The organism is Nonomuraea sp. NPDC052265, assembly GCF_044547985.1.
GTDB lineage: Bacteria > Actinomycetota > Actinomycetes > Streptosporangiales > Streptosporangiaceae > Nonomuraea.
The window spans coordinates 392,716-412,001 of the sequence record NZ_JBIUBJ010000003.1; the positions used below are offsets into that span (position 1 = coordinate 392,716).

General features: G+C 72.0%; 13 protein-coding genes. 11 read left to right on the forward strand and 2 right to left on the reverse strand.

Annotated features, from left to right (window positions below; genetic code table 11):
• Nucleotides 1–83 precede the first annotated feature (83 nt).
• The 4 genes from lgt (at nucleotide 84) to ACIHAD_RS11340 (ending at nucleotide 4,402) form a co-directional block, all read left to right on the forward strand.
• Nucleotides 84–1,061, forward strand: a complete 978-nt coding sequence (gene lgt / locus ACIHAD_RS11325; RefSeq protein WP_397354238.1) for a prolipoprotein diacylglyceryl transferase — start codon at nucleotides 84–86, stop codon at nucleotides 1,059–1,061.
• Complete coding sequence (locus ACIHAD_RS11330) at nucleotides 1,058–1,762, forward strand: VIT1/CCC1 transporter family protein (RefSeq protein ID WP_397354239.1); 705 nt, start codon at nucleotides 1,058–1,060, stop codon at nucleotides 1,760–1,762. Before lgt ends, ACIHAD_RS11330 begins: the two co-directional genes overlap by 4 nt.
• Nucleotides 1,763–2,616: 854 nt before the next feature.
• On the forward strand, nucleotides 2,617–3,669 hold the full coding sequence (locus ACIHAD_RS11335; RefSeq protein ID WP_397354240.1) for a hypothetical protein: 1,053 nt from the start codon (nucleotides 2,617–2,619) through the stop codon (nucleotides 3,667–3,669).
• Between the two features lie 142 nt (nucleotides 3,670–3,811).
• Nucleotides 3,812–4,402, forward strand: coding sequence for a hypothetical protein (locus tag ACIHAD_RS11340; RefSeq protein WP_397354241.1), 591 nt, complete (start codon nucleotides 3,812–3,814; stop codon nucleotides 4,400–4,402).
• 55 nt (nucleotides 4,403–4,457) lie between these two features.
• Here ACIHAD_RS11340 and ACIHAD_RS11345 read toward each other — a convergent pair whose 3' ends face one another.
• Complete coding sequence (locus tag ACIHAD_RS11345) at nucleotides 4,458–5,999, reverse strand: bis-aminopropyl spermidine synthase family protein (RefSeq protein ID WP_397354242.1); 1,542 nt, start codon at nucleotides 5,997–5,999, stop codon at nucleotides 4,458–4,460.
• A 312-nt stretch (nucleotides 6,000–6,311) separates the two neighbouring features.
• Here ACIHAD_RS11345 and gltB point away from each other — a divergent pair, with 312 nt between their 5' ends.
• The 7 genes from gltB (at nucleotide 6,312) to pyk (ending at nucleotide 18,182) form a co-directional block, all read left to right on the forward strand.
• Complete coding sequence (gltB, locus tag ACIHAD_RS11350) at nucleotides 6,312–10,817, forward strand: glutamate synthase large subunit (RefSeq protein WP_397354243.1); 4,506 nt, start codon at nucleotides 6,312–6,314, stop codon at nucleotides 10,815–10,817.
• Nucleotides 10,818–10,830: 13 nt separating this feature from the next.
• Nucleotides 10,831–12,309 carry a glutamate synthase subunit beta gene (locus ACIHAD_RS11355; RefSeq protein WP_397354244.1) on the forward strand — a complete coding sequence of 493 codons (1,479 nt, stop codon included), beginning with the start codon at nucleotides 10,831–10,833 and terminating at the stop codon, nucleotides 12,307–12,309.
• Between the two features lie 103 nt (nucleotides 12,310–12,412).
• Nucleotides 12,413–12,994, forward strand: coding sequence for a TetR/AcrR family transcriptional regulator (locus ACIHAD_RS11360; RefSeq protein WP_397354245.1), 582 nt, complete (start codon nucleotides 12,413–12,415; stop codon nucleotides 12,992–12,994).
• A 90-nt stretch (nucleotides 12,995–13,084) separates the two neighbouring features.
• Complete coding sequence (locus ACIHAD_RS11365) at nucleotides 13,085–14,530, forward strand: MDR family MFS transporter (protein ID WP_397354246.1); 1,446 nt, start codon at nucleotides 13,085–13,087, stop codon at nucleotides 14,528–14,530.
• 147 nt (nucleotides 14,531–14,677) lie between these two features.
• Nucleotides 14,678–16,369, forward strand: a complete 1,692-nt coding sequence (locus ACIHAD_RS11370; RefSeq protein WP_397354247.1) for a S8 family peptidase — start codon at nucleotides 14,678–14,680, stop codon at nucleotides 16,367–16,369.
• Complete coding sequence (locus tag ACIHAD_RS11375; RefSeq protein WP_397354248.1) at nucleotides 16,366–16,716, forward strand: DUF2784 domain-containing protein; 351 nt, start codon at nucleotides 16,366–16,368, stop codon at nucleotides 16,714–16,716. The genes ACIHAD_RS11370 and ACIHAD_RS11375 overlap by 4 nt, the downstream gene beginning before the upstream one ends.
• Nucleotides 16,717–16,751: 35 nt before the next feature.
• Nucleotides 16,752–18,182 (forward strand): pyruvate kinase, encoded by a 1,431-nt coding sequence (gene pyk, locus ACIHAD_RS11380; RefSeq protein ID WP_397354249.1) that lies wholly within the window; start codon nucleotides 16,752–16,754, stop codon nucleotides 18,180–18,182.
• A 125-nt stretch (nucleotides 18,183–18,307) separates the two neighbouring features.
• Here pyk and dapD read toward each other — a convergent pair whose 3' ends face one another.
• A complete protein-coding gene (gene dapD, locus ACIHAD_RS11385; protein ID WP_397354250.1) occupies nucleotides 18,308–19,270 on the reverse strand; it encodes a 2,3,4,5-tetrahydropyridine-2,6-dicarboxylate N-succinyltransferase in 963 nt (320 codons plus the stop codon).
• Nucleotides 19,271–19,286 lie beyond the last annotated feature (16 nt).

The following is a 19,286-nucleotide window of genomic DNA, read 5'->3' on the forward strand; positions in this document are numbered from 1 at the left end:
TGCCCCTAGCCTCGATTCCCAGCCCTTCCCAGGGGGTCTGGTATCTCGGAATCATCCCGATCCGGGCCTATGCACTGTGCATCGTGCTCGGCGTCGTCGTCGCCGTATGGCTGAGCGAGCGGCGCTGGGTCGCCCGCGGCGGCCAGAAGGGGACGATCATCGACATCGCCGTCCCCGCGGTGATCTTCGGCCTGATCGGCGGTCGGCTCTACCACGTCATCACCGACTGGCAGACCTACTTCGGCAGCCGTGCGATCAAGGAGCCGTACCAGGCCCTGTTCATCTGGGAGGGCGGTCTCGGCATCTGGGGCGCGGTCGCGCTCGGCGGGGTCGGCGTGTGGTTGGCCGTGCGCAAGCGCGGCATCTCCATGAGCGCCGTCGCCGACACGGTCGCGCCGGGCATCGCCTTCGCGCAGGCCATCGGCCGCTGGGGCAACTGGTTCAACCAGGAGCTCTACGGCGGCCCGACCACGCTGCCGTGGGGCCTGGAGATCGACGTCGACCACGGCGGCGAGCCGGGCGTCCTGTACCACCCGACCTTCCTGTACGAGTCGCTGTGGGACGTCGCGCTCGGCTTCCTGCTCATCCTGGTGGGCAAGCGGTTCGCGCTGCGGCACGGGCGGCTGTTCGCCGTCTACGTCGCGGGCTACACGCTCGGCCGCTTCTGGATCGAGGGGCTGCGCATCGACCCCGTCGGCGGGGTCGACCACGCGGTGACCTTCCTCGGGCTGCGGCTCAACCAGTGGACGTCCATCGTGCTGTTCGTCGGCGCGCTGGTCTACCTCTGGCTGACCAGGAACAAGGACACCGAGGAGAGGGTCGTACCGCTCGACCTGACGGTCGATCCGGCGCACGAGAGCGGCCAGGCCGACCCGGGCTCGTCCGACGCGCCGGCCGCGGTCGCGGCCGAGCGCTCCGAGGAGGACGACGGTCCGGCCGCCCCGGCCGGGAGCGAGTCCTCCAGCACCGATACGGGCGCCGATACGGGCGCCGACACCGATGTTGACAGCGACGCCGACGCGGACGCCGATTCCGCGACGAAGGAGAAGAACCCGCGATGACCGGCGGCGCGGAGATCCACCACCGGCATCGAGACGTCAGCGGGGGCTGGTTGCGGCCCTCGGTGTTCGGCGCGATGGACGGCCTGGTGTCGAACTTCGCGCTCATCGCCGGTGTCGCGGGCGGCACCGCCAGCACCAAGGTCGTCGCCCTCAGCGGCGTGGCCGGGCTGGCGGCCGGAGCCCTGTCCATGGCGGGCGGCGAGTACGTCTCCGTGGCCAGCCAGCGCGAGCTGGCCCAGGCCGAGATCGCCGTGGAGCAGCGGGAGCTCGCCGGGAACCCGGAGGCCGAGCTGGCCGAGCTGGCTCAGTCGTTCGTGGACAAGGGGGTGGAGCCCGACCTGGCCACCGCGGTGGCCACGCAGATCTCCCGCAACCCCGAGCGGGCCCTTGAGGTCCACACCCAGAACGAGCTGGGTGTCGTTCCCGGCGCGCTGCCCTCGCCGAAGGTGGCGGCGGTGTCGTCGTTCCTGTCGTTCAGTGTGGGGGCGGTGCTGCCGCTCCTGCCGTACCTGTTCGGAGTCGAGGGGCTTACCGTGTCGGCCGTGGTGTCGTGCGCGGCGTTGTTCGGGGCGGGCGCGCTGGTGTCCGCCGTGACGGCGCGCAGCTGGTGGTACTCGGGGTTGCGTCAGCTCGTGGTGGGGGCGGTCGCGGCGGGGATCACGTTCGGGCTGGGCAAGTTGATCGGGGCGTCGGGACTGTGAGATCAGGACGACGCTCCGGTTCCGGCGGCGGCGCCGGCGACCCCGGCAGCACTTCGGGCACCGGCGGCACTTCTGGCGTTCATGGCGCTTCCGGCGGCGCTGCCGGTGGCGGCGGTGGCGCTGGTGGCAGTGGCCGCTCGGGCGGCATGGGGGGTGGGCGTGGCGCCGGGTCCGGGAGGGCTCGTCGCCGTTCCGCCGCCCGCGCCGCCGAGGCCGCCGCCGAGCAGCCGGTGAACGGTGGCGAGGGCGGCCAGGACCTCTGGGCGGCCCGCCGCGCCGCCCGCCCCGCCCAGCCCTCCGACGCTGGCTGGGCCTCCCGCCCATCCACTCCCCAGGGCCCCGACGGCCCATGGCCCCCGCACCCCGCCCCTCAGGGCTCCGACGCCCAGTGGGCGGCTCGTGGTGAGCGGGGTGACGGTGCGTGGCCTGCGTCGCAGGCTCCCGATGCCGGGTGGGGCGGACAGTTCGCCGGGGCCGGGGCCGAGAATCGTGGGGCACCCTGGCCCGCGCGTCCGTCCACCGGTCGCGTGGACGCCGCCGAGGCGGAACGTTTCCTCGACGGCCCGCTCGGGGCGGCCCCGCCCGCCGACGACGCCGACGCACCGCGCGGGCGACGTTCGCAGCGTCGCAGACGTGCCCAGGAAGGCGCCGAGTCCGGTCGCGGCAGGCGTGCCCAGGACGGCGCGGAGGCGCCCAGGGGGAGGCGTTCCCTGGAGGGCGCGGAGGCGTCCCAGGGGAGGCGTTCCCAAGAAGGGCCGGAGGCGCCCCAGGTGGGGCGTTCCCAGGAGAGTGGGGAAGGGGCTCGCGGGAGGAGGCGGGCGTCGGAGAGCGACGACGCCGTCTGGGCCGCGAGCATGGACGACCTGGCGGAGGCCGCCCGTACAGGCCGTCGCGGTGCGGCCGCGGACGGCGGCGAGCAGGCCCGGTCAGGACGCCGGAGCGTGGCCGCGGACGGCGGCGAGCAGCCACGGTCGGGACGGCGGAGCGCCGTCGCGGGCGGTGATGAGCAGGCCGACGTGTTCGGGGCTTTCGGGGAATCGGGAGCATCGCGGTCGTCCGGGGACGCCGGGTGGTCCGGGGAGCCGGCGGAGTCGGCAGCCGGCTCCGGGTCGCGCAAGCGACGTCGCACGCCGCGCTCCGACTGGCAGTTCCCGGTGCTCACCGAGTGGGGCCTGCGTCCGGAGCAGCAGCGGCTGATCGTCATCATCGCCACGGTCATCGGCGTCGTCGCGGGCGCGACGGGGCTGGTGGCGACCGTCGGCTCGCTCGGCGACTACGCCCCCGAGCGGGAGGCCAACGCCGCCGTCCTGGGCCCGGACGCCGCCCTGCCCATGGCCTACCAGGGCTGGAGCTCGCCCAAGCTGTTCGCCTCCCTGGCCGACAGGGCCAAGGACAGCAAGGAGCTCACCGAGAAGGAGGTGTTCGGGCAGAGCGAGCTCGCGGTCTCCAAGAAGCTCACGCTCAAGCTCGCCGCCAAGCGCCTCGACGCCGACTGCTCGGCCGCTCTGTGGGGCACGACCCTGCTGGAGAAGGTGTCCGACGCCGGCTGCCTCCAGGCGGCCCGCGGCCTGTACGTCAGCTCCGACGGCCGCTACGTCGGCCAGTACACGCTGCTCAACCTCAAGGACGGCCAGTCGGCCGGCGAGCTGGTCGAATCCTTGAAGACGCTCTACCGGGGCGGGTGGGCACGCCCTCTGACGTCCTCGAAGGCGGCCTTCCCGGCGGGGGGCTACTCCGAGGGCGGCGGTTACGCGCTCGGGCACTACGTCGGCCTCGTCTGGCTCGGCAAGACCGACGGCCTCGACCCCACCGCCAAGGACGACTTCGTCTCCGTCACCCTGGCCCTGCGCGGCGCCGAGAAGTCCGTCTACCGCCGCGTCGTCGCGATCACAGGACCGGCCTCGTGACGTCTCCCCGCGCGGATGGGGTCGCGGGAGCGCTCGTGATGTCTCCCCGCGCGGATGGGGTCGCGGGAGCGCTCGTGATGTCTTCCCACGTGGATGGGGTCGCGGGAGCGCTCGTGACGTCCCGTCTTGGGGCGGGGGCGTGATGTCGCGCCGGGTCGTCGTGGTGGCCGGTGTGGCCGTGGGGGTTGTGGCCGTCGCGGTGGCCGGGTGGTTGTGGCTGCGTCCGGGGGAGCCGCGGCCGGCCGCCTTCCGGGGCGAGCCCACCTCGGCCTTCTACGCGGCCGTCGACTCCCGCCGGGCCGACGCCGCGCCGCTGACCGTGCAGGAGGTCTTCACCGCGCAGACCGAGACGCTCGGCTCCCTGCGGCGGGTCTCCACGCAGGAGCACGCCGACTGCGACGAGGTCCTGTGGGGCGCCTCGGCGGCCGGGTGCACGCAGGTGCTGGAGGCCGCGTACGAGGGCAACGCGCTGGCCGGGCAGTTCGCCATCTTCAACCTGCCCGACGGGCGCGCGGCCGACGCCCTGGTGTCCGCCCTGGGCAAGGACGGTTTCGTCCGCCAGGACGCCGCGTTCGACGCCGCCCGCAGCCGTGCCCAGGCCCGTGCCATGGGCCACTACGTGACGGTGAGCTGGGCGGGCGGCACGGCCTCCGCCGACGACCCGGTCACGGCGCTGGTCGCCCTCGACGGTCTCGGCCGCGTGGTCCAGAACCGCATCCTCGCCGCCATCTGACCACCCCGACGGGAACCGCGCGCGTCCCAGAGGGCCGGTCTCCCGCTGACGGGGGTCAGGGGGTGGTCGTGGTGAGGGCGGTGACGGTGGTGGGGACGGCGGCGGCCAGGCCGGTCAGGCGGTGCAGCGGGGCTTCCAGGGGAGTCAGGTCGTCCGACCAGGGAGCGGCCTGGCGGATGAGGGTGCGGGCCTCGTTCTTGGTGAGCGCCGTGCCCTGGTCGCGGGCCACCGCGATGAGCGCCTCCCGCCAGGTGTTGGCCAGTTTGGCGTGGCCGTTGTCCAGGATCCTGCGCAGCACCGCGTCGGCCGCGGCGGCGGGCTGCGGACGGCGTACGGCGTCGAGCGCCCCGCCCGTCCGGCGCGACTCGTAGACGGCGGCCAGCGCCTCGGGCAGCGGCGGCAGGTCGGCCCCCCACACGCGCACGTGCGCGGCGCGGGTGGCGAGCAGCACGCGGGGGAGCGCGGCCGCCAGCCCCGGCGGCAGCGCGACGGCCACCCGCTCGGCGGTCGCCGCGTACGGCTTGGCCAGCCAGGTCGACAGCCGCACCCGCGGCTGGGCCAGTTCCTTGGGCCACTCGCCCACCAGCAGGTCAGCCTCGAACCCGGCCAGATCGGGCGCGGGGAACGCCGCGGGGGCCGACTCGACCGACTGGGGGCCCTGCGTGTAGATGGCCGTGGCCTGACGGCCCAGCCGGGCGTTCACCGCCGGGCGGGTCTTGCTCGTGGGACGCAGCAGGTACAGATCGGCCGCCGACCCGATCGCCTCCGCCCCGAAATATCGATTGAAATCCGGGTAAATCGCCTCGTAGGTGAGGTTGAGCTCCGACAACGCCTGCTGGACCTTGAAGGCCAGCATCGGCGTACGCTCGCTGGCCCCGTACGCCACCAGCACCCGCCCGTCGTCCTTCAGCCCCTCCAGGGCGCGCGCCGTGAACAGCCCGATCCCCTCCGGCGTGTACGGCGGGTCGGTGAACGCCAGATCGTGCTCCCTGGCCGAGGCCGGCAGCCCCAGCCGCAGGTCGGCCCAGCGCGTGCGGACCCCGAGGCCCTGCTCGTCGATGTAGGCCAGGATGCGCTCGTCGACGTCGACCACCGTGACGTCGGTCTCGGGATGGACCAGCTTGACGGCCAGCGACGTCAGGTCGTGGTCGCCGACGCACAGCAGCCGCGCCCCCGGCAGCCAGAACCGCGCCCCGAGCAGCAGCGCGCGGCGCAGCGCCGTCTCCGGCGTGGCCGAGACGTGGTCGAGCACGTGACGGGCCCGCGGTGCGCCCTCGACCAGCGCGGTCAGGCGTTCGAGCACGTCGGGGTAGTGGGGGAGCAGGTGGGCCACCGGGTCCTCGGGCGGCGGCGCCATGGCCAGCAGGTCCTGGTAGGCGGGCGTGTCGCCCGGCGGCACCCGGAACCTGTCGCCAGAACGCTCCAGGCGCACCTCGCGCAGCAGGGCCTCGATCGTCCGCCTGGAGGTGGCGGTCCGCCGGACCAGGTCGGCCAGGGCCCACCACTGGCCGTCGCACAGGAGTGTGAGGGCGTGCCGCAGCCGCCTGCCGTCGACCCCGGCCTCGGCGAGAAGGCGCTCCACTCCATCACGATCCATGCGCCAACCCTATCGAGGGGCGGGGCCGGCTCCGGCCGCCCGCGGGGAGGGCCGGGCCCGTCCGGGAGGAGCGTCAGGGGTCTGTGAGGGCCATGGGGCAACAGGGGCCTGAGCTGGGGATTCTGATGGCCGGGTCCGGGGTTTGGGATGGCGGGTTCGGATGCTGGAACCGTGCGCAATGTTCGCAATGCGGACGTGGCGGGCACCATTCCGGCATCGTGCGGTAATCTCTACCCACGATATGCAGCAGGGCCAACGTCGTCCCCGCCTGTAGAGCAGTTCTTGACAGACGAAGACGACGGGAGGGATTCAATGCCTGCTGCCCACCTCGGATTCCCCGAGCCTCAGGGCCTCTACCACCCCGCCAACGAGCATGATGCCTGCGGTGTCGCCATGGTCGCGGACGTCGCCGGGCGCCGGGGGCACACGATCGTGGTCAAGGCGCTGACGGCGTTGTGCAATCTCGACCACAGGGGAGCCAAGGGTAGCGAGCCGGACACCGGCGACGGAGCCGGGATCCTGACGCAGATCCCCGATGGGTTCTACCGCGCGAGCGTGCCGTTCGCGCTGCCCGAGGCCGGCGCGTACGCGACCGGCATCGCCTTCCTGCCGGCCGACGAGCAGGCCAGGCGCGTCGCCACCGGCCTGATCGAGGAGATCGCGGCCGAGGAGGGCCTCACGGTGCTGGGCTGGCGGGACGTCCCCGTCGACCGTGCCCTGCCGGGCCCGAGCGCCCGCGCCGTCATGCCGCACTTCGCCCAGCTCTTCGTGTCGAGCCCCGGCGGCGAGCAGGGCCTCGACCTCGACCGGCTGGCCTTCTGCCTGCGCAAGCGGTCCGAGCACGAGGCCGACGTCTACTTCCCCTCGCTGTCGGCCCGCACGGTCGTCTACAAGGGGATGCTCACGCCTGACCAGGTCGAGCCGTTCTTCCCCGACCTGAGCGACGAGCGCTACGAGAGCGCGATCGCGCTGGTGCACTCGCGCTTCTCCACCAACACGTTCCCGAGCTGGCCGCTGGCCCACCCCTACCGGTACGTGGCGCACAACGGCGAGATCAACACGGTCAAGGGCAACCGCAACTGGATGCGGGCCCGCGAGGCCATGTTGTCCTCCGCCCACATCCCGGGCGACATCTCGCGGCTCTTCCCGATCTGCGACCCCGACGGCAGCGACACCGCCAGCTTCGACGAGGCCCTGGAGCTGCTGCACATCGGCGGCCGGAGCCTGCCGCACGCGGTGCTGATGATGATCCCCGAGGCGTGGGAGAACCACACCGAGATGGATCCGGCGCGCCGCGCCTTCTACGAGTTCCACTCCTCCCTCATGGAGGCGTGGGACGGCCCGGCCTCGATCACGTTCACCGACGGCACCCTGGCCGGGGCCGTGCTCGACCGCAACGGCCTGCGTCCCGGGCGCTTCTGGGTGACCGCCGACGGGCTGGTCGTGTTGGCCTCCGAGGCCGGCGTGCTGGACTTCAAGCCCGAGGACGTCGTCCGCAAGGGCCGCCTCCAGCCGGGCCGCATGTTCCTCATCGACACCGCCCGCGGCAAGATCATCGAGGACGACGAGATCAAGGCCGAGCTGGCCGCCGCGCTCCCGTACGAGGAGTGGCTGCACGCCGGGCTGGTCAGGTTCGAGGAGCTGCCCGCGCGGCAGCGGGAGATCCCCACGCACGAGGCGCTGGTCAAGCGGCAGCAGACCTTCGGCTACACCGAGGAAGAGCTGCGGATCATCCTGTCGCCGATGGCCAGGAGCGGTGCCGAGCCGATCGGCTCGATGGGCACCGACACGCCGGTCGCGGTGCTGAGCGAGAAGCCGCGGCTCCTGTTCGACTACTTCACGCAGCTGTTCGCGCAGGTCACCAACCCGCCGCTGGACGCCATCCGGGAAGAGCTGGTCACTTCGCTGGCCAGCGTGCTCGGCCCCGAGCGCAACCTGCTCGACCCGGGCCCGACCTCCTGCCGCCAGCTCGTGCTGCCGTACCCGGTGATCGACAACGACGAGCTCGCCAAGATCATCCACATCAACGACGAGCACGACCTGCCGGGCTTCCACCCGCACGTCATCAGCGGCCTGTACGAGGTCGCGGGCGGCGGCCAGGCGCTGCTCGGCCGCCTGGCGGAGATCAGGGCCGAGGCGTCCGCGGCCATCGCGAACGGCGCGCGCATCATCGTGCTGTCCGACCGCGGCTCCTCCGACGCGCTCGCCCCGATCCCGTCGCTGCTGCTCACCGGCGCGGTGCACCACCACCTGATCCAGGAGAAGACCCGGACCAAGATCGGGCTGGTCATCGAGACCGGCGAGGCCCGCGAGTGCCACCACATGGCGCTGCTCATCGGCTACGGCGCCGGCGCGGTCAACCCGTACCTGGCGATCGAGACCGTCGAGGACCTGGTCGACACCGGGGTGCTGCAGATCGGCAAGCACAAGGCCGTACGCAACCTGATCAAGGCGTACGGCAAGGGCGTCATCAAGGTCATGTCCAAGATGGGCGTGTCCACGGTGGCCTCCTACACCGGCGCGCAGATCTTCGAGGCGCTCGGCCTGAGCCAGGAGGTCGTCGACGCCTGCTTCACCGGCACGACGTCCCGCCTGGGCGGCGTCGGCTTCGACGTGCTGGCCGAGGAGACCGCCCAGCGCCACCGCCACGCCTACCCCCGGGTGGAGAACGCCCACCGCAGGCTCCAGGTCGGCGGCGAGTACCAGTGGCGGCGCGAGGGCGAGCCGCACCTGTTCAACCCCGAGACCGTCTTCAAGCTGCAGCACGCCACCAGGACCCGCCGCTACGAGATCTTCAAGGAGTACACGAACCTCGTGGACTCCCAGGCCGAGCGGCTGATGACCCTGCGCGGCCTGTTCAGGCTGCGTAAGGGGCAGTCGATCCCGCTCGACGAGGTCGAGCCCGTCGAGAGCATCGTCAGGCGCTTCTCCACGGGCGCGATGTCGTACGGCTCGATCTCGATGGAGGCGCACGAGACGCTCGCCATCGCGATGAACCGGCTCGGCGGCAAGTCCAACACCGGCGAGGGCGGCGAGGACCCCGAGCGCCTGTACGACGCCACCCGCAGGTCGGCGATCAAGCAGGTGGCCTCCGGCCGGTTCGGCGTCACCAGCGAATACCTGGTCAACGCGGCCGACCTGCAGATCAAGATGGCCCAGGGCGCCAAGCCCGGCGAGGGCGGACAGCTCCCCGGCCACAAGGTCTACCCGTGGATCGCCAAGACCCGCCACTCCACGCCCGGCGTCGGCCTCATCTCGCCGCCGCCGCACCACGACATCTACTCGATCGAGGACCTGGCCCAGCTCATCCACGACCTGAAGAACTCCAACCCGGAGGCCAGGGTCCACGTGAAGCTGGTCGCCGAGGTCGGCGTCGGCACGGTCGCGGCGGGCGTGTCCAAGGCGCACGCCGACGTGGTGCTCATCTCCGGGCACGACGGCGGCACCGGCGCCTCGCCGCTGACCTCGCTCAAGCACGCGGGCGCGCCCTGGGAGCTCGGCCTGGCCGAGACCCAGCAGACGTTGCTGCTGAACAACCTGCGCGACCGCATCGTCGTGCAGGTGGACGGCCAGCTCAAGACCGGCCGCGACGTCGTCATCGCCGCCCTGCTGGGCGCCGAGGAGTACGGCTTCGCCACCGCCCCGCTGGTCGTCTCCGGCTGCGTGATGATGCGGGTCTGCCACCTCGACACCTGCCCGGTGGGCGTGGCCACGCAGAACCCCGAGCTGCGCAAGCGCTTCAGCGGCAAGCCCGAGTTCGTGGTCAACTTCTTCGAGTTCATCGCCGAGGAGATCCGCGAATACCTGGCCGAGCTGGGCTTCCGCTCGCTCGACGAGGCGATCGGGCACGTCGAGATGCTCGACACGACGGCCGCCGAGAACCACTGGAAGGCCGGCGGCCTCGACCTGTCGCCGATCCTGCACCAGCCCGACCTGCCCGAGGGCACGCCCAAGCGGCGTACCGTCGAGCAGGACCACGGCCTGGAGCACGCCCTCGACAACACCCTGATCCAGCTCGCCGAGGGCGCCCTCAAGGAGGGCACCCAGGTCACGCTGGAGCTGCCCATCCGCAACGTCAACCGCACGGTCGGCACCATGCTCGGCTACCAGGTGACCAAGCGGTACGGCGGCAAGGGCCTGCCCGACAACACCATCGACATCGCCTTCACCGGCTCGGCGGGCAACTCCTTCGGCGCGTTCCTGCCCCGGGGGATCACGCTGCGCCTGACCGGCGACGCCAACGACTACCTCGGCAAGGGCCTGTCGGGCGGGCGGATCACCGTCCGGCCGCACGAGGAGGCCCCGCTCGACGGGCACATCATCGCCGGCAACGTCGCCCTGTACGGCGCCACGTCCGGCGAGGTGTTCGTGCGCGGGGTGGTCGGCGAGCGCTTCTGCGTCCGCAACTCCGGCGCCACGGCGGTCGTCGAGGGCGTGGGCGACCACGGGTGCGAGTACATGACCGGCGGCCGGGTGGTCGTGCTCGGCCCGACCGGGCGCAACTTCGCGGCCGGCATGTCCGGCGGCGTCGCCTACCTGCTCGACCCGCGGCCCGAGCGGGTCAACCGCGAGATGGTCGCCATCGAGACGCTGACCGAGCAGGACGGCGAGTTCCTGAAGGAGACGGTCGAGAAGCACTTCGCCGAGACCGCGTCCCCGGTGGCCAAGCAGCTGCTGGCCGACTGGGACGCCGCGCTCGCCCGGTTCGGCAAGATCATGCCGACCGACTACAAGAGGGTGCTGGAGGCCGCCGAGGCCGCCCGCGCCGAAGGCAGGGACATCGACGAGGCCGTCATGGCGGCTGCGGTTCAGGGCTAGGGAGGCGTAATCGATGGCTGACCCCAAGGGTTTTCTCACGCACGAGCGGGAGCTGCCGGCGCGCCGCCCGGTGGACGTCCGCATCAGCGACTGGCGGGAGGTCTACCAGGACTTCCCGCAGGAGAAGCTGACCAGGCAGGCGGCCCGCTGCATGGACTGCGGCATCCCGTTCTGCCACAACGGCTGCCCGCTCGGGAACCTCATCCCCGAGTGGAACGACCTCGTGTACCGCACCGACTGGCGCGAGGCGATCGAGCGGCTGCACGCCACGAACAACTTCCCGGAGTTCACCGGCAGGCTCTGCCCGGCTCCGTGCGAGGCGGCGTGCGTGCTCGGCATCAACTCCGACCCGGTGGCGATCAAGCGGGTCGAGGTCGAGATCATCGACCGCGCGTTCGCCGAGGGCTGGGTGACCCCGCAGCCGCCGCGGGTCAGGACCGGCAAGAAGGTGGCCGTCGTCGGCTCGGGCCCGGCGGGCCTGGCCGCCGCCCAGCAGCTCACCAGGGCCGGGCACGACGTGGTGGTGTTCGAACGCGCCGACCGCGTCGGCGGCCTGCTGCGTTACGGCATCCCCGAGTTCAAGATGGAGAAGCGCCACATCGAGCGGCGCCTGGAGCAGATGCGGGCCGAGGGCACCAGGTTCCGCACCGGTGTGAACGTCGGCGTCGACGTCACCGCCGCCGAGCTGCGCGAGCAGTTCGACGCGGTGGTGCTGTCGGGCGGCGCCACCCAGTGGCGTGACCTGCCGGTCGCCGGGCGCGACCTCAAGGGCGTCTACCAGGCGATGGAGTACCTGCCACCGGCCAACAAGGTCCAGGAGGGCGACTACGAGGTCGCGCCGATCTCGGCCGAGGGCAAGCACGTCGTGGTGATCGGCGGCGGCGACACCGGCGCCGACTGCATCGGCACCGCGATCAGGCAGGGCGCCGCGTCGGTGACCCAGCTGGAGATCATGCCGCAGCCGCCCGCCGCCCGGCCGGGCGGCCAGCCCTGGCCGACGTTCCCCATCCTGTTCAAGATGGAGAGCGCGCACGAGGAGCTGGCCGACGGCGGCGGGGAGCGCGTGTACGCGGTCTCCACCACCGAGTTCGTCGGCGACGACGAGGGCAACGTCAGGGCGCTGCGCCTGGTCGAGGTCGAGGGGCCGCAGAACGGCTTCAAGCCGATCCCCGGCACCGAGCGGGAGATCCCGGCCGAGCTGATCACGCTGTCCATGGGCTTCCTCGGGCCGGAGAAGGGCGCCCTGCTGGAGGACCTGGCCGAGGTCGCGGGCGAGGGCTTCTACGACGCCCGCGGCAACGTCGCCCGGGACAAGACGTACATGTCGAAGGTGGACGGCGTGTTCGTGGCCGGTGACATGGGCCGCGGGCAGTCGCTCATCGTGTGGGCCATCGCTGAGGGCCGTTCGGCCGCCTCGGGCGTCGACCGGTACCTGAGCGGGGAGACGGCGCTGCCGTACCCGATCCTGCCGACGGCGCGTCCGCTGGTCTGACCTGCGGGAAGGGCCCCGGAGCCGTTCGGCTCCGGGGCCCTTCCTCATTTTGCACACTCTGCAAGTCTTGCAGAGTGTGCAAGGTTTGCGTAGAGTGCAACGCATGGAGAGTCCGGAGCAGCGCCGTGAGCGCCGCCGGGCCGAGAAGCGGCAGGCCATCCGGCTGGCCGCGGTGCGGCTGGCGCTCGACGAGGGCCTCGACGCCGTGACCGTCGAGGCCGTCAGCGCGGCGGCCGACATCTCGCCCCGCACGTTCTTCAACTACTTCGCCTCCAAGGAGGAGGCGCTCGTCATGGAACCGGTCTGGCGGCCGGACGACATCGTCGGCATGCTCGGCGACCGTCCGGCCGGCGAGCCCGCCTTCGAGTCGCTCAAGGCGGTGGCCCGGGAGCTCGCCGTGCGCGTGCGCCCGATCTGGGACACCATGCAGCCGTTCATGGAGCTCAACAACCGCTACCCCGAGCTGGCCGCCAGGGCGCGCGCCGCCGACCAGACCCAGATCATGGAGACGGTCCTCGGCGCCGTCCGGGCCCGGCCCGGGGTGAGGAGCGGGATCCACGCCCGGATGCTGCTCATCACGACGATCGGCGCCATGATCTCCGCCATCCAGGAGTCGGCGGCGACGGACGAGCCGGTCGAAGAACTGCTCGACGAGGCGTTCGCGCTGCTCGAACGCGGGCTCTGACCCACCGAGAAGAGAAGCGGCGATCGGGGTGGCACCCCCGACCGCCGCGGATTCCTCCTGCCCTCGCGAAAGAAGCAAGGAGACAACTGAATGGTATCGACAATCGCCCAGGAGGCCGGACCGCGGCGCGGCCTCCTGCTCAGCATGGGCTCGCTCCTGCTGTGCCTGTTCCTGGCCGCCGTCGACCAGACCGTGGTGGCCACGGCCACCCCCACCATCGTGGGCGAGCTGAACGGCCTTGAGAGCGTGTCCTGGCTGGTCACGGCGTTCTCCCTGACCTCCGGCATCGTCTCGCCCCTCTACGGCAAGCTCAGCGACATGTACGGCCGCCGCCGCCTGTACCTGTCGGCCATCGTCCTGTTCCTCCTCGGCTCGGCCCTGTGCGGGCTCGCCCAGACGATGGCCCAGCTCATCGCCTTCCGCGCGTTCCAGGGCATCGGCGCCGGCGGCCTCATGGTGCTGACCATGGCGATCTCGGCCGACATCGCCACCCCGCGCGAGCGCGCCAAGTTCCAGGGCCTGTTCGGCGCGGTGGTCGGCGTGGCCGCGGTGCTCGGGCCGGTCATCGGCGGCTACCTCACCGAGCACATCTCCTGGCGCTGGATCTTCTATGTCAACCTGCCGCTCGGAGCCGTCGCGCTGGCGGTCGCCTTCGCCGTGCTCCGGCTGCCGCGGCGCACCTCGCCGCACCGGATCGACTGGCCGGGGGCCGCGCTGATCTCCGGGGTGCTGACCTGCCTGACGCTGTTCGCCTCGTGGGGCGGGACGACGTACGCGTGGTCCTCGCCGGTCGTCCTCGGGCTGGGCGCGGGGGCGGTCGTGCTGACGTGGCTGTTCGTGCTGGTGGAGCGGACGGCCAAGGAGCCGGTGCTGCCGCTCGGGCTGTTCCGCGACCGCACGTTCACGATCGCCACGGCCACCATCGTGCTGATGGCGACCGGGATGGTGGGGGCGGCCACCTTCCTGCCCCTCTACCTGCAACTGGCCGCCGGGGCCAGCGCGTCGAACGCGGGGCTGCTGCTGCTTCCCCTGATGGCGGGCCTGATCGCGTCCTCGGCCGTGGCGGGCCGGGTGGTGACCCGGCTGGGGACGTACAAGTGGGTCGTGGTGGCCGGGGCGGCGCTGGCGACGGTGGCCGGGTTCCTGTTCTCGACCATGGAGCTGGGGACGGGGGCGGTCGCGTCCGGGCTGTACATGGTGCTGTTCGGGATCGGGCTCGGCATGGTGCTGCAGAACCTGATGCTGGCCGTCCAGGTCAGCGCGCCCGCCGCCGACCGGGGCGCGGCCACCTCGGTGGTGTCCTTCGCCAGGAACGTGGGCGGCGCCGTGGGGGTGGCCGTGCTCGGGGGCGTCTTCAGCGGCAGGCTGGGGCAGGCGGTCCTGAACCCGGGGGCCGTGGGCGCGATGCCGGAGTCCGTACGGACGACGTTCGCCGACGCGGTCACCGGCGTCTTCGCCTGGGTCGCGCCGATCATGCTGGTCGGCGCCGTCCTGCTGGCCTTCCTGCCGGACGTGCGCCTGAACCGCGACGCCTGAGCCCGTACGGCGTCCGGCACTGCGGGCCCTGGACGAAACGTCCACGGCCCGCTTCCCCCCATCGACCGAAATCTCACACCTAAGTTGCATCAGCCGTTGAGTGTCGGGAAGATGCAGATTCTGCGACAGTCGGTGGATGGGGGAGCAATGCGGCGAGTCGCCTCTGGCCTGACGGCGCTGGCCGTCGCCGCCGCGCTGACCGCGTGCTCGGCCGCCGCCGGTGACCGCGCCACCCCCGAGCAGCCCGCGCGGGACGGCCCCACAGGCTCCGCGCAGGCCACCACCGGCCCCCGTACCGGCCAGAACCAGAACCTCGTCTTCTACGCCGACGGCAGGCAGAGCCAGGCCCTGGACGCCGTCAAGCGCGCCGGCGGCACGGTCGTCGAGGAGGACGGCAAGCTCGGCTACGTGCTCACCGAGGGCGGCGGCGACGGCTTCGCCGAGAGCGTCGGCGCCGACCCGGCGATCGTCGGCGTCTCACCCGACCGCCGCGTCATCGGCTCCACCTCCTCCCGCGCCGCCCGCCCCGCCGGCGGAGGCTTCCCCGACGCCGGATCCATGGCCGCCGCCGCCCCGGAGCCGCTGGCCCACCTCCAGTGGGACATGAAGATGATCGGCGCCGACCGGGCCAACGCCAAGGTCCCCGGCAGCAGGAAGGTGCTGGTCGGCGTCATCGACACCGGCATCGACGGCAAGCACCCCGACATCGCCCCCAACTTCAACCGCGAGCTGAGCCGCAACTTCGTCACCGACAAGCCCAAGGACGAGCGCGGCGAGACCCTGGACGGCCCCTGCGAGGTCCCCTCCTGCAAGGACCCCGTGGACGAGGACGACGACGGCCACGGCACCCACGTCGCCAGCACCATCGCCTCCCCGATCAACGGCATCGGCATCGCCGGCGTCGCCCCCGGCGTGCAGCTCGTCAGCATCAGGGCCGGCCAGGACTCCGGCTTCTTCTTCCTCAAGCCCAGCCTCGACGCCCTCACCTACGCCGCCGACATCGGCGTGGACGTCGTCAACATGAGCTACTACGTCGACCCCTGGTTGTTCAACTGCGCCGCCAACAAGGCCGACACCAAAAAGCAGCAGCTCGAACAGAAGGCCGTCGTCGTCGGCATGCAGCGCGCCCTCGACTACGCCCGCGGCAAGGGCGTCACCCTCGTCTCCGCCCTCGGCAACGGCTCGACCGACCTCGGACGTCCCACGGTCGACAAGCAGAGCCCCGGTTACCCGCGCGGCGACGAGAAGACCCGCAAGATAGACAACTCGTGCATCAACGTGCCCGCCGAGTCCAAGGGTGTGATTTCGGTCTCAGCCGTCGGCCCGTCCGGGCGCAAGGCCATCTACAGCGACTACGGCCTGGAGCAGACCGACGTGGCCGCCCCCGGCGGCGACGTGCTGGACGGCAAGGGCGCCGAGGCCGCGCGGTCGATCCTGGCCGCCGCCCCCGAGCACGTGCTCAAGGCCGCCGGCCGGCTCGACGCCTCCGGCAAGCCCAAGGGCGCCGACGTCGTGCGCGACTGCCACAAGGGCGCCTGCTCCTACTACCAGTACCTCGACGGCACCTCCATGGCCGCCCCGCACGCCACCGGCGTCGCGGCGATCCTGATCAGCCGCTTCGGCAAGCCCGGCCCCGGCGGCCTGTCCATGGACCCCGCCACCGTCGAGGACCTGCTCTACAGGACCGCCACCCACGTGGCCTGCCCCACCCCCCGCGCCTACGTCTACAAGATGTACGGCGAGAGCGAGACCCACCAGTGTGAAGGCGACCAGGCCAAGAACGGCTTCTACGGGCACGGCGTCGTGAACGCCTGGAAGGCGGCCACCATAAAGCCATGATGTACCGCCTGCTCGCCGACGTGGTGATGGTGACGCACTTCGCCTTCCTCGCCTACGTCGCCGTGGGCGGGTTCCTGGCCTGGCGGTGGCGGCGCACGATCTACCTCCATCTCGCGGCCGTCGGCTGGGCCGTGATCACGCTCGTCACCCGCGTGGACTGCCCGCTGACCGCCGCCGAGGACTGGGCGCGGCGCAGGGGAGGGCAGCCGGGCCTGCCGCCGAGCGGCTTCGTCGACCACTACATCGAAGGCGTCGTCTACCCTGAACAGTACGCGAACTTGGTACGGCTCGGACTCGCCGTTCTCGTGTTGTTCTCCTACGTCGGGTACGTTCTCCGTCGTCAGTGACTGCCAAGTGGTCTGTACCAATTAAGGTAGGACTCGTGACTCGTCGTGCGAAAATCGTCTGCACCCTAGGCCCAGCCACTTCGTCCAAAGAACGCCTCCACGAGCTGATCTCCGCGGGCATGGACGTGGCACGGTTCAACCTCAGCCATGGCAACCATGACATGCACAGAGAGGTCTACGACCGGGTCCGGGAGGTGGCGGCCGACCTCGGCCGCGGCGTAGGCGTGCTCGCCGACCTGCAGGGCCCCAAGATCCGCGTCGGCACCTTCGAGGAAGGGCCGGTGCGCCTGGGCTTCGGCGACGTCTTCACCATCACCACCGAAGACGTGCCCGGAGACCGCGAGCAGGTCTCGACCACCTACAAGGGCCTGCCCGGCGACGTGCGTCCCGGTGACAAGATCCTGGTCGACGACGGCCGCCTCGTCCTGGAGGCCACCCGCGTCGACGGCGACCGCGTCACCACCCGCGTCGTCATCGGCGGCATGATCTCCAACAACAAGGGCCTCAACCTGCCGGGCGTCAACGTCAGCGCGCCCGCGCTCACCGACAAGGACGAGGCCGACCTGCGCTGGGCGCTGCGCACCGGCTTCGACATGATCGCGCTGTCCTTCGTCCGCCGTCCCTCCGACGCCGACGTGGTGCGCAACATCATGGAGCAGGAGGCCGTCCGCCTGCCGCTGCTGGCCAAGATCGAGAAGCCGCAGGCCGTCGAGCGCCTGCCCGAGATCGTCGAGGCCTTCGACGGCATCATGGTCGCCCGCGGCGACCTCGGCGTCGAGCTGCCCCTGGAGCAGGTGCCGATCGTGCAGCGGCGCCTCATCGGGCTGTGCCGCGAGAAGGCCCGCCCGGTCATCGTCGCCACTCAGATGCTCGACTCCATGATGAACGCCCCGCGCCCCACCCGCGCCGAGGCCAGCGACGTCGCCTACGCCGTCATGGACGGCGCCGACGCCGTCATGCTGTCGGGCGAGACGTCGGTCGGCAGCTACCCGATCGAGTCCGTCTCGACGATGGACCGCATCGCCTGCGCCGCCGAGGTGTCGTCCCTGCACGCCACCCACACCCTGGAGCGCATGCCGGAGACCACCGGCGGCGCCATCGCCAGGGCCGCGGCCGAGGTCGGCGCGATCGTCGGCGCCAAGGCGCTGATCGCGTTCACCATGTCGGGGGAGACGGCCCGCCGCCTGGCCCGCTACCGCTCGCCGATCCCGCTGCTGGCCTTCACCTCGGCCCCGCACGTGCGCGGGCAGCTCTCGCTGACGTGGGGGGTGGAGACGTTCCACGTGCCGTTCGTGCACCACACCGACGACATGGTGCGGCAGGTGGAGGCGTCGCTGCTGTCGCTCGGGCGGCTGGAGAAGGGCGACAAGGTGGTCATCGTGGCCGGCTCGCCTCCCGGCACGCCGGGCAGCACCAACGCGCTGCGGGTGCACACCATCGGCTCCGCGGTCTCCCACGCCAACTGACCCGCGAGCATCGGGCCGGGGGTCCTCCGGGAAACGCCCGCTGACGCCGCACCGGCGCGCCGCCGTGACGCGGCGCCCTGTGGGCCCCCGCCGTGGAACCGGAGGGGGCCTGCGAGTTCAGTGGTTCAGTGGGCGTGCAGGGCGGCGTTGAGGGTGATCCCGGAGCCCGTGCGGGGCAGTGCCTCCACCGCGCCCGACTGGGAGTTGCGGCGCAGCAGGATCCCGTTCGAGCCGGACAGCTCCGCCGCCTTGACCACCTTCCCGTCGGGCAGCGTGACCCGGGTGCCCGCCGTCACGTAGAGGCCCGCCTCCACCACGCAGTCGTCGCCCAGCGAGATGCCGATGCCCGCGTTCGCGCCCAGCAGGCAGCGCTCGCCGATCGAGACGACCTGCTTGCCGCCGCCCGACAGCGTCCCCATGATCGAGGCGCCGCCGCCCACGTCGGAGCCGTCGCCGACCACCACGCCGGCCGAGATGCGTCCCTCGACCATCGACGTGCCCACCGTGCCGGCGTTGAAGTTCACGAAGCCCTCGTGCATGACCACCGTGCCGGACGCCAGGTGGGCGCCCAGCCGCACCCGGTCGGCGTCGGCGATCCGCACGCCCTCCGGCAGCACGTAGTCGACCATCCGCGGGAACTTGTCCACGCCGTACACCGTCACCACGCCCCTGCCCCGCAGGCGCAGCCGCGTCCGCTCGAAGCCGGGCACCGGGCACGGCCCGAAGTTCGTCCACACGACGTTGGCCAGCAGGCCGAACTGGCCGTCCAGGTTCACGCCGTGCGGCCGGACCAGACGGTGGGAGAGCAGGTGGAGCCGCAGGTAGACGTCGTGCGCGTCAACCGGCGGCTCGGAGAGCTTGCCGACGCCCGTGCGCACCGCCACCACCTCGACGCCCCGCGCCGCGTCGCGGCCGGTCAGCGCGGCCAGCTCGCCGGCCTCCTCGGCGGAAAGCCGCTCGGTGCCCGTCGCGGGCGGCTCGCCCAGCTCGGGAGCCGGGAACCAGGTGTCGAGAACGGTGCCGTCGTCGGCGATGGTCGCGAGGCCGACGCCGTGGGCGCCGGTGGAGGTGGGATCGATAGCAGTCACGAGCCAAAAATACCGG

Bases quoted from the DNA above. Each gene is read 5' to 3' on its own strand.
- ACIHAD_RS11355 (WP_397354244.1), top strand. From the start codon at position 10,831: ATGGCTGACCCCAAGGGTTTTCTCACGCACGAGCGGGAGCTGCCGGCG.
- ACIHAD_RS11345 (WP_397354242.1), bottom strand. From the start codon at position 5,999: ATGGATCGTGATGGAGTGGAGCGCCTTCTCGCCGAGGCCGGGGTCGAC.
- ACIHAD_RS11340 (WP_397354241.1), top strand. From the start codon at position 3,812: ATGTCGCGCCGGGTCGTCGTGGTGGCCGGTGTGGCCGTGGGGGTTGTG.
- ACIHAD_RS11330 (WP_397354239.1), top strand. From the start codon at position 1,058: ATGACCGGCGGCGCGGAGATCCACCACCGGCATCGAGACGTCAGCGGG.
- gltB (WP_397354243.1), top strand. From the start codon at position 6,312: ATGCCTGCTGCCCACCTCGGATTCCCCGAGCCTCAGGGCCTCTACCAC.
- ACIHAD_RS11335 (WP_397354240.1), top strand. From the start codon at position 2,617: ATGGACGACCTGGCGGAGGCCGCCCGTACAGGCCGTCGCGGTGCGGCC.
- ACIHAD_RS11375 (WP_397354248.1), top strand. From the start codon at position 16,366: ATGATGTACCGCCTGCTCGCCGACGTGGTGATGGTGACGCACTTCGCC.
- ACIHAD_RS11370 (WP_397354247.1), top strand. From the start codon at position 14,678: ATGCGGCGAGTCGCCTCTGGCCTGACGGCGCTGGCCGTCGCCGCCGCG.
- ACIHAD_RS11365 (WP_397354246.1), top strand. From the start codon at position 13,085: ATGGTATCGACAATCGCCCAGGAGGCCGGACCGCGGCGCGGCCTCCTG.
- ACIHAD_RS11360 (WP_397354245.1), top strand. From the start codon at position 12,413: ATGGAGAGTCCGGAGCAGCGCCGTGAGCGCCGCCGGGCCGAGAAGCGG.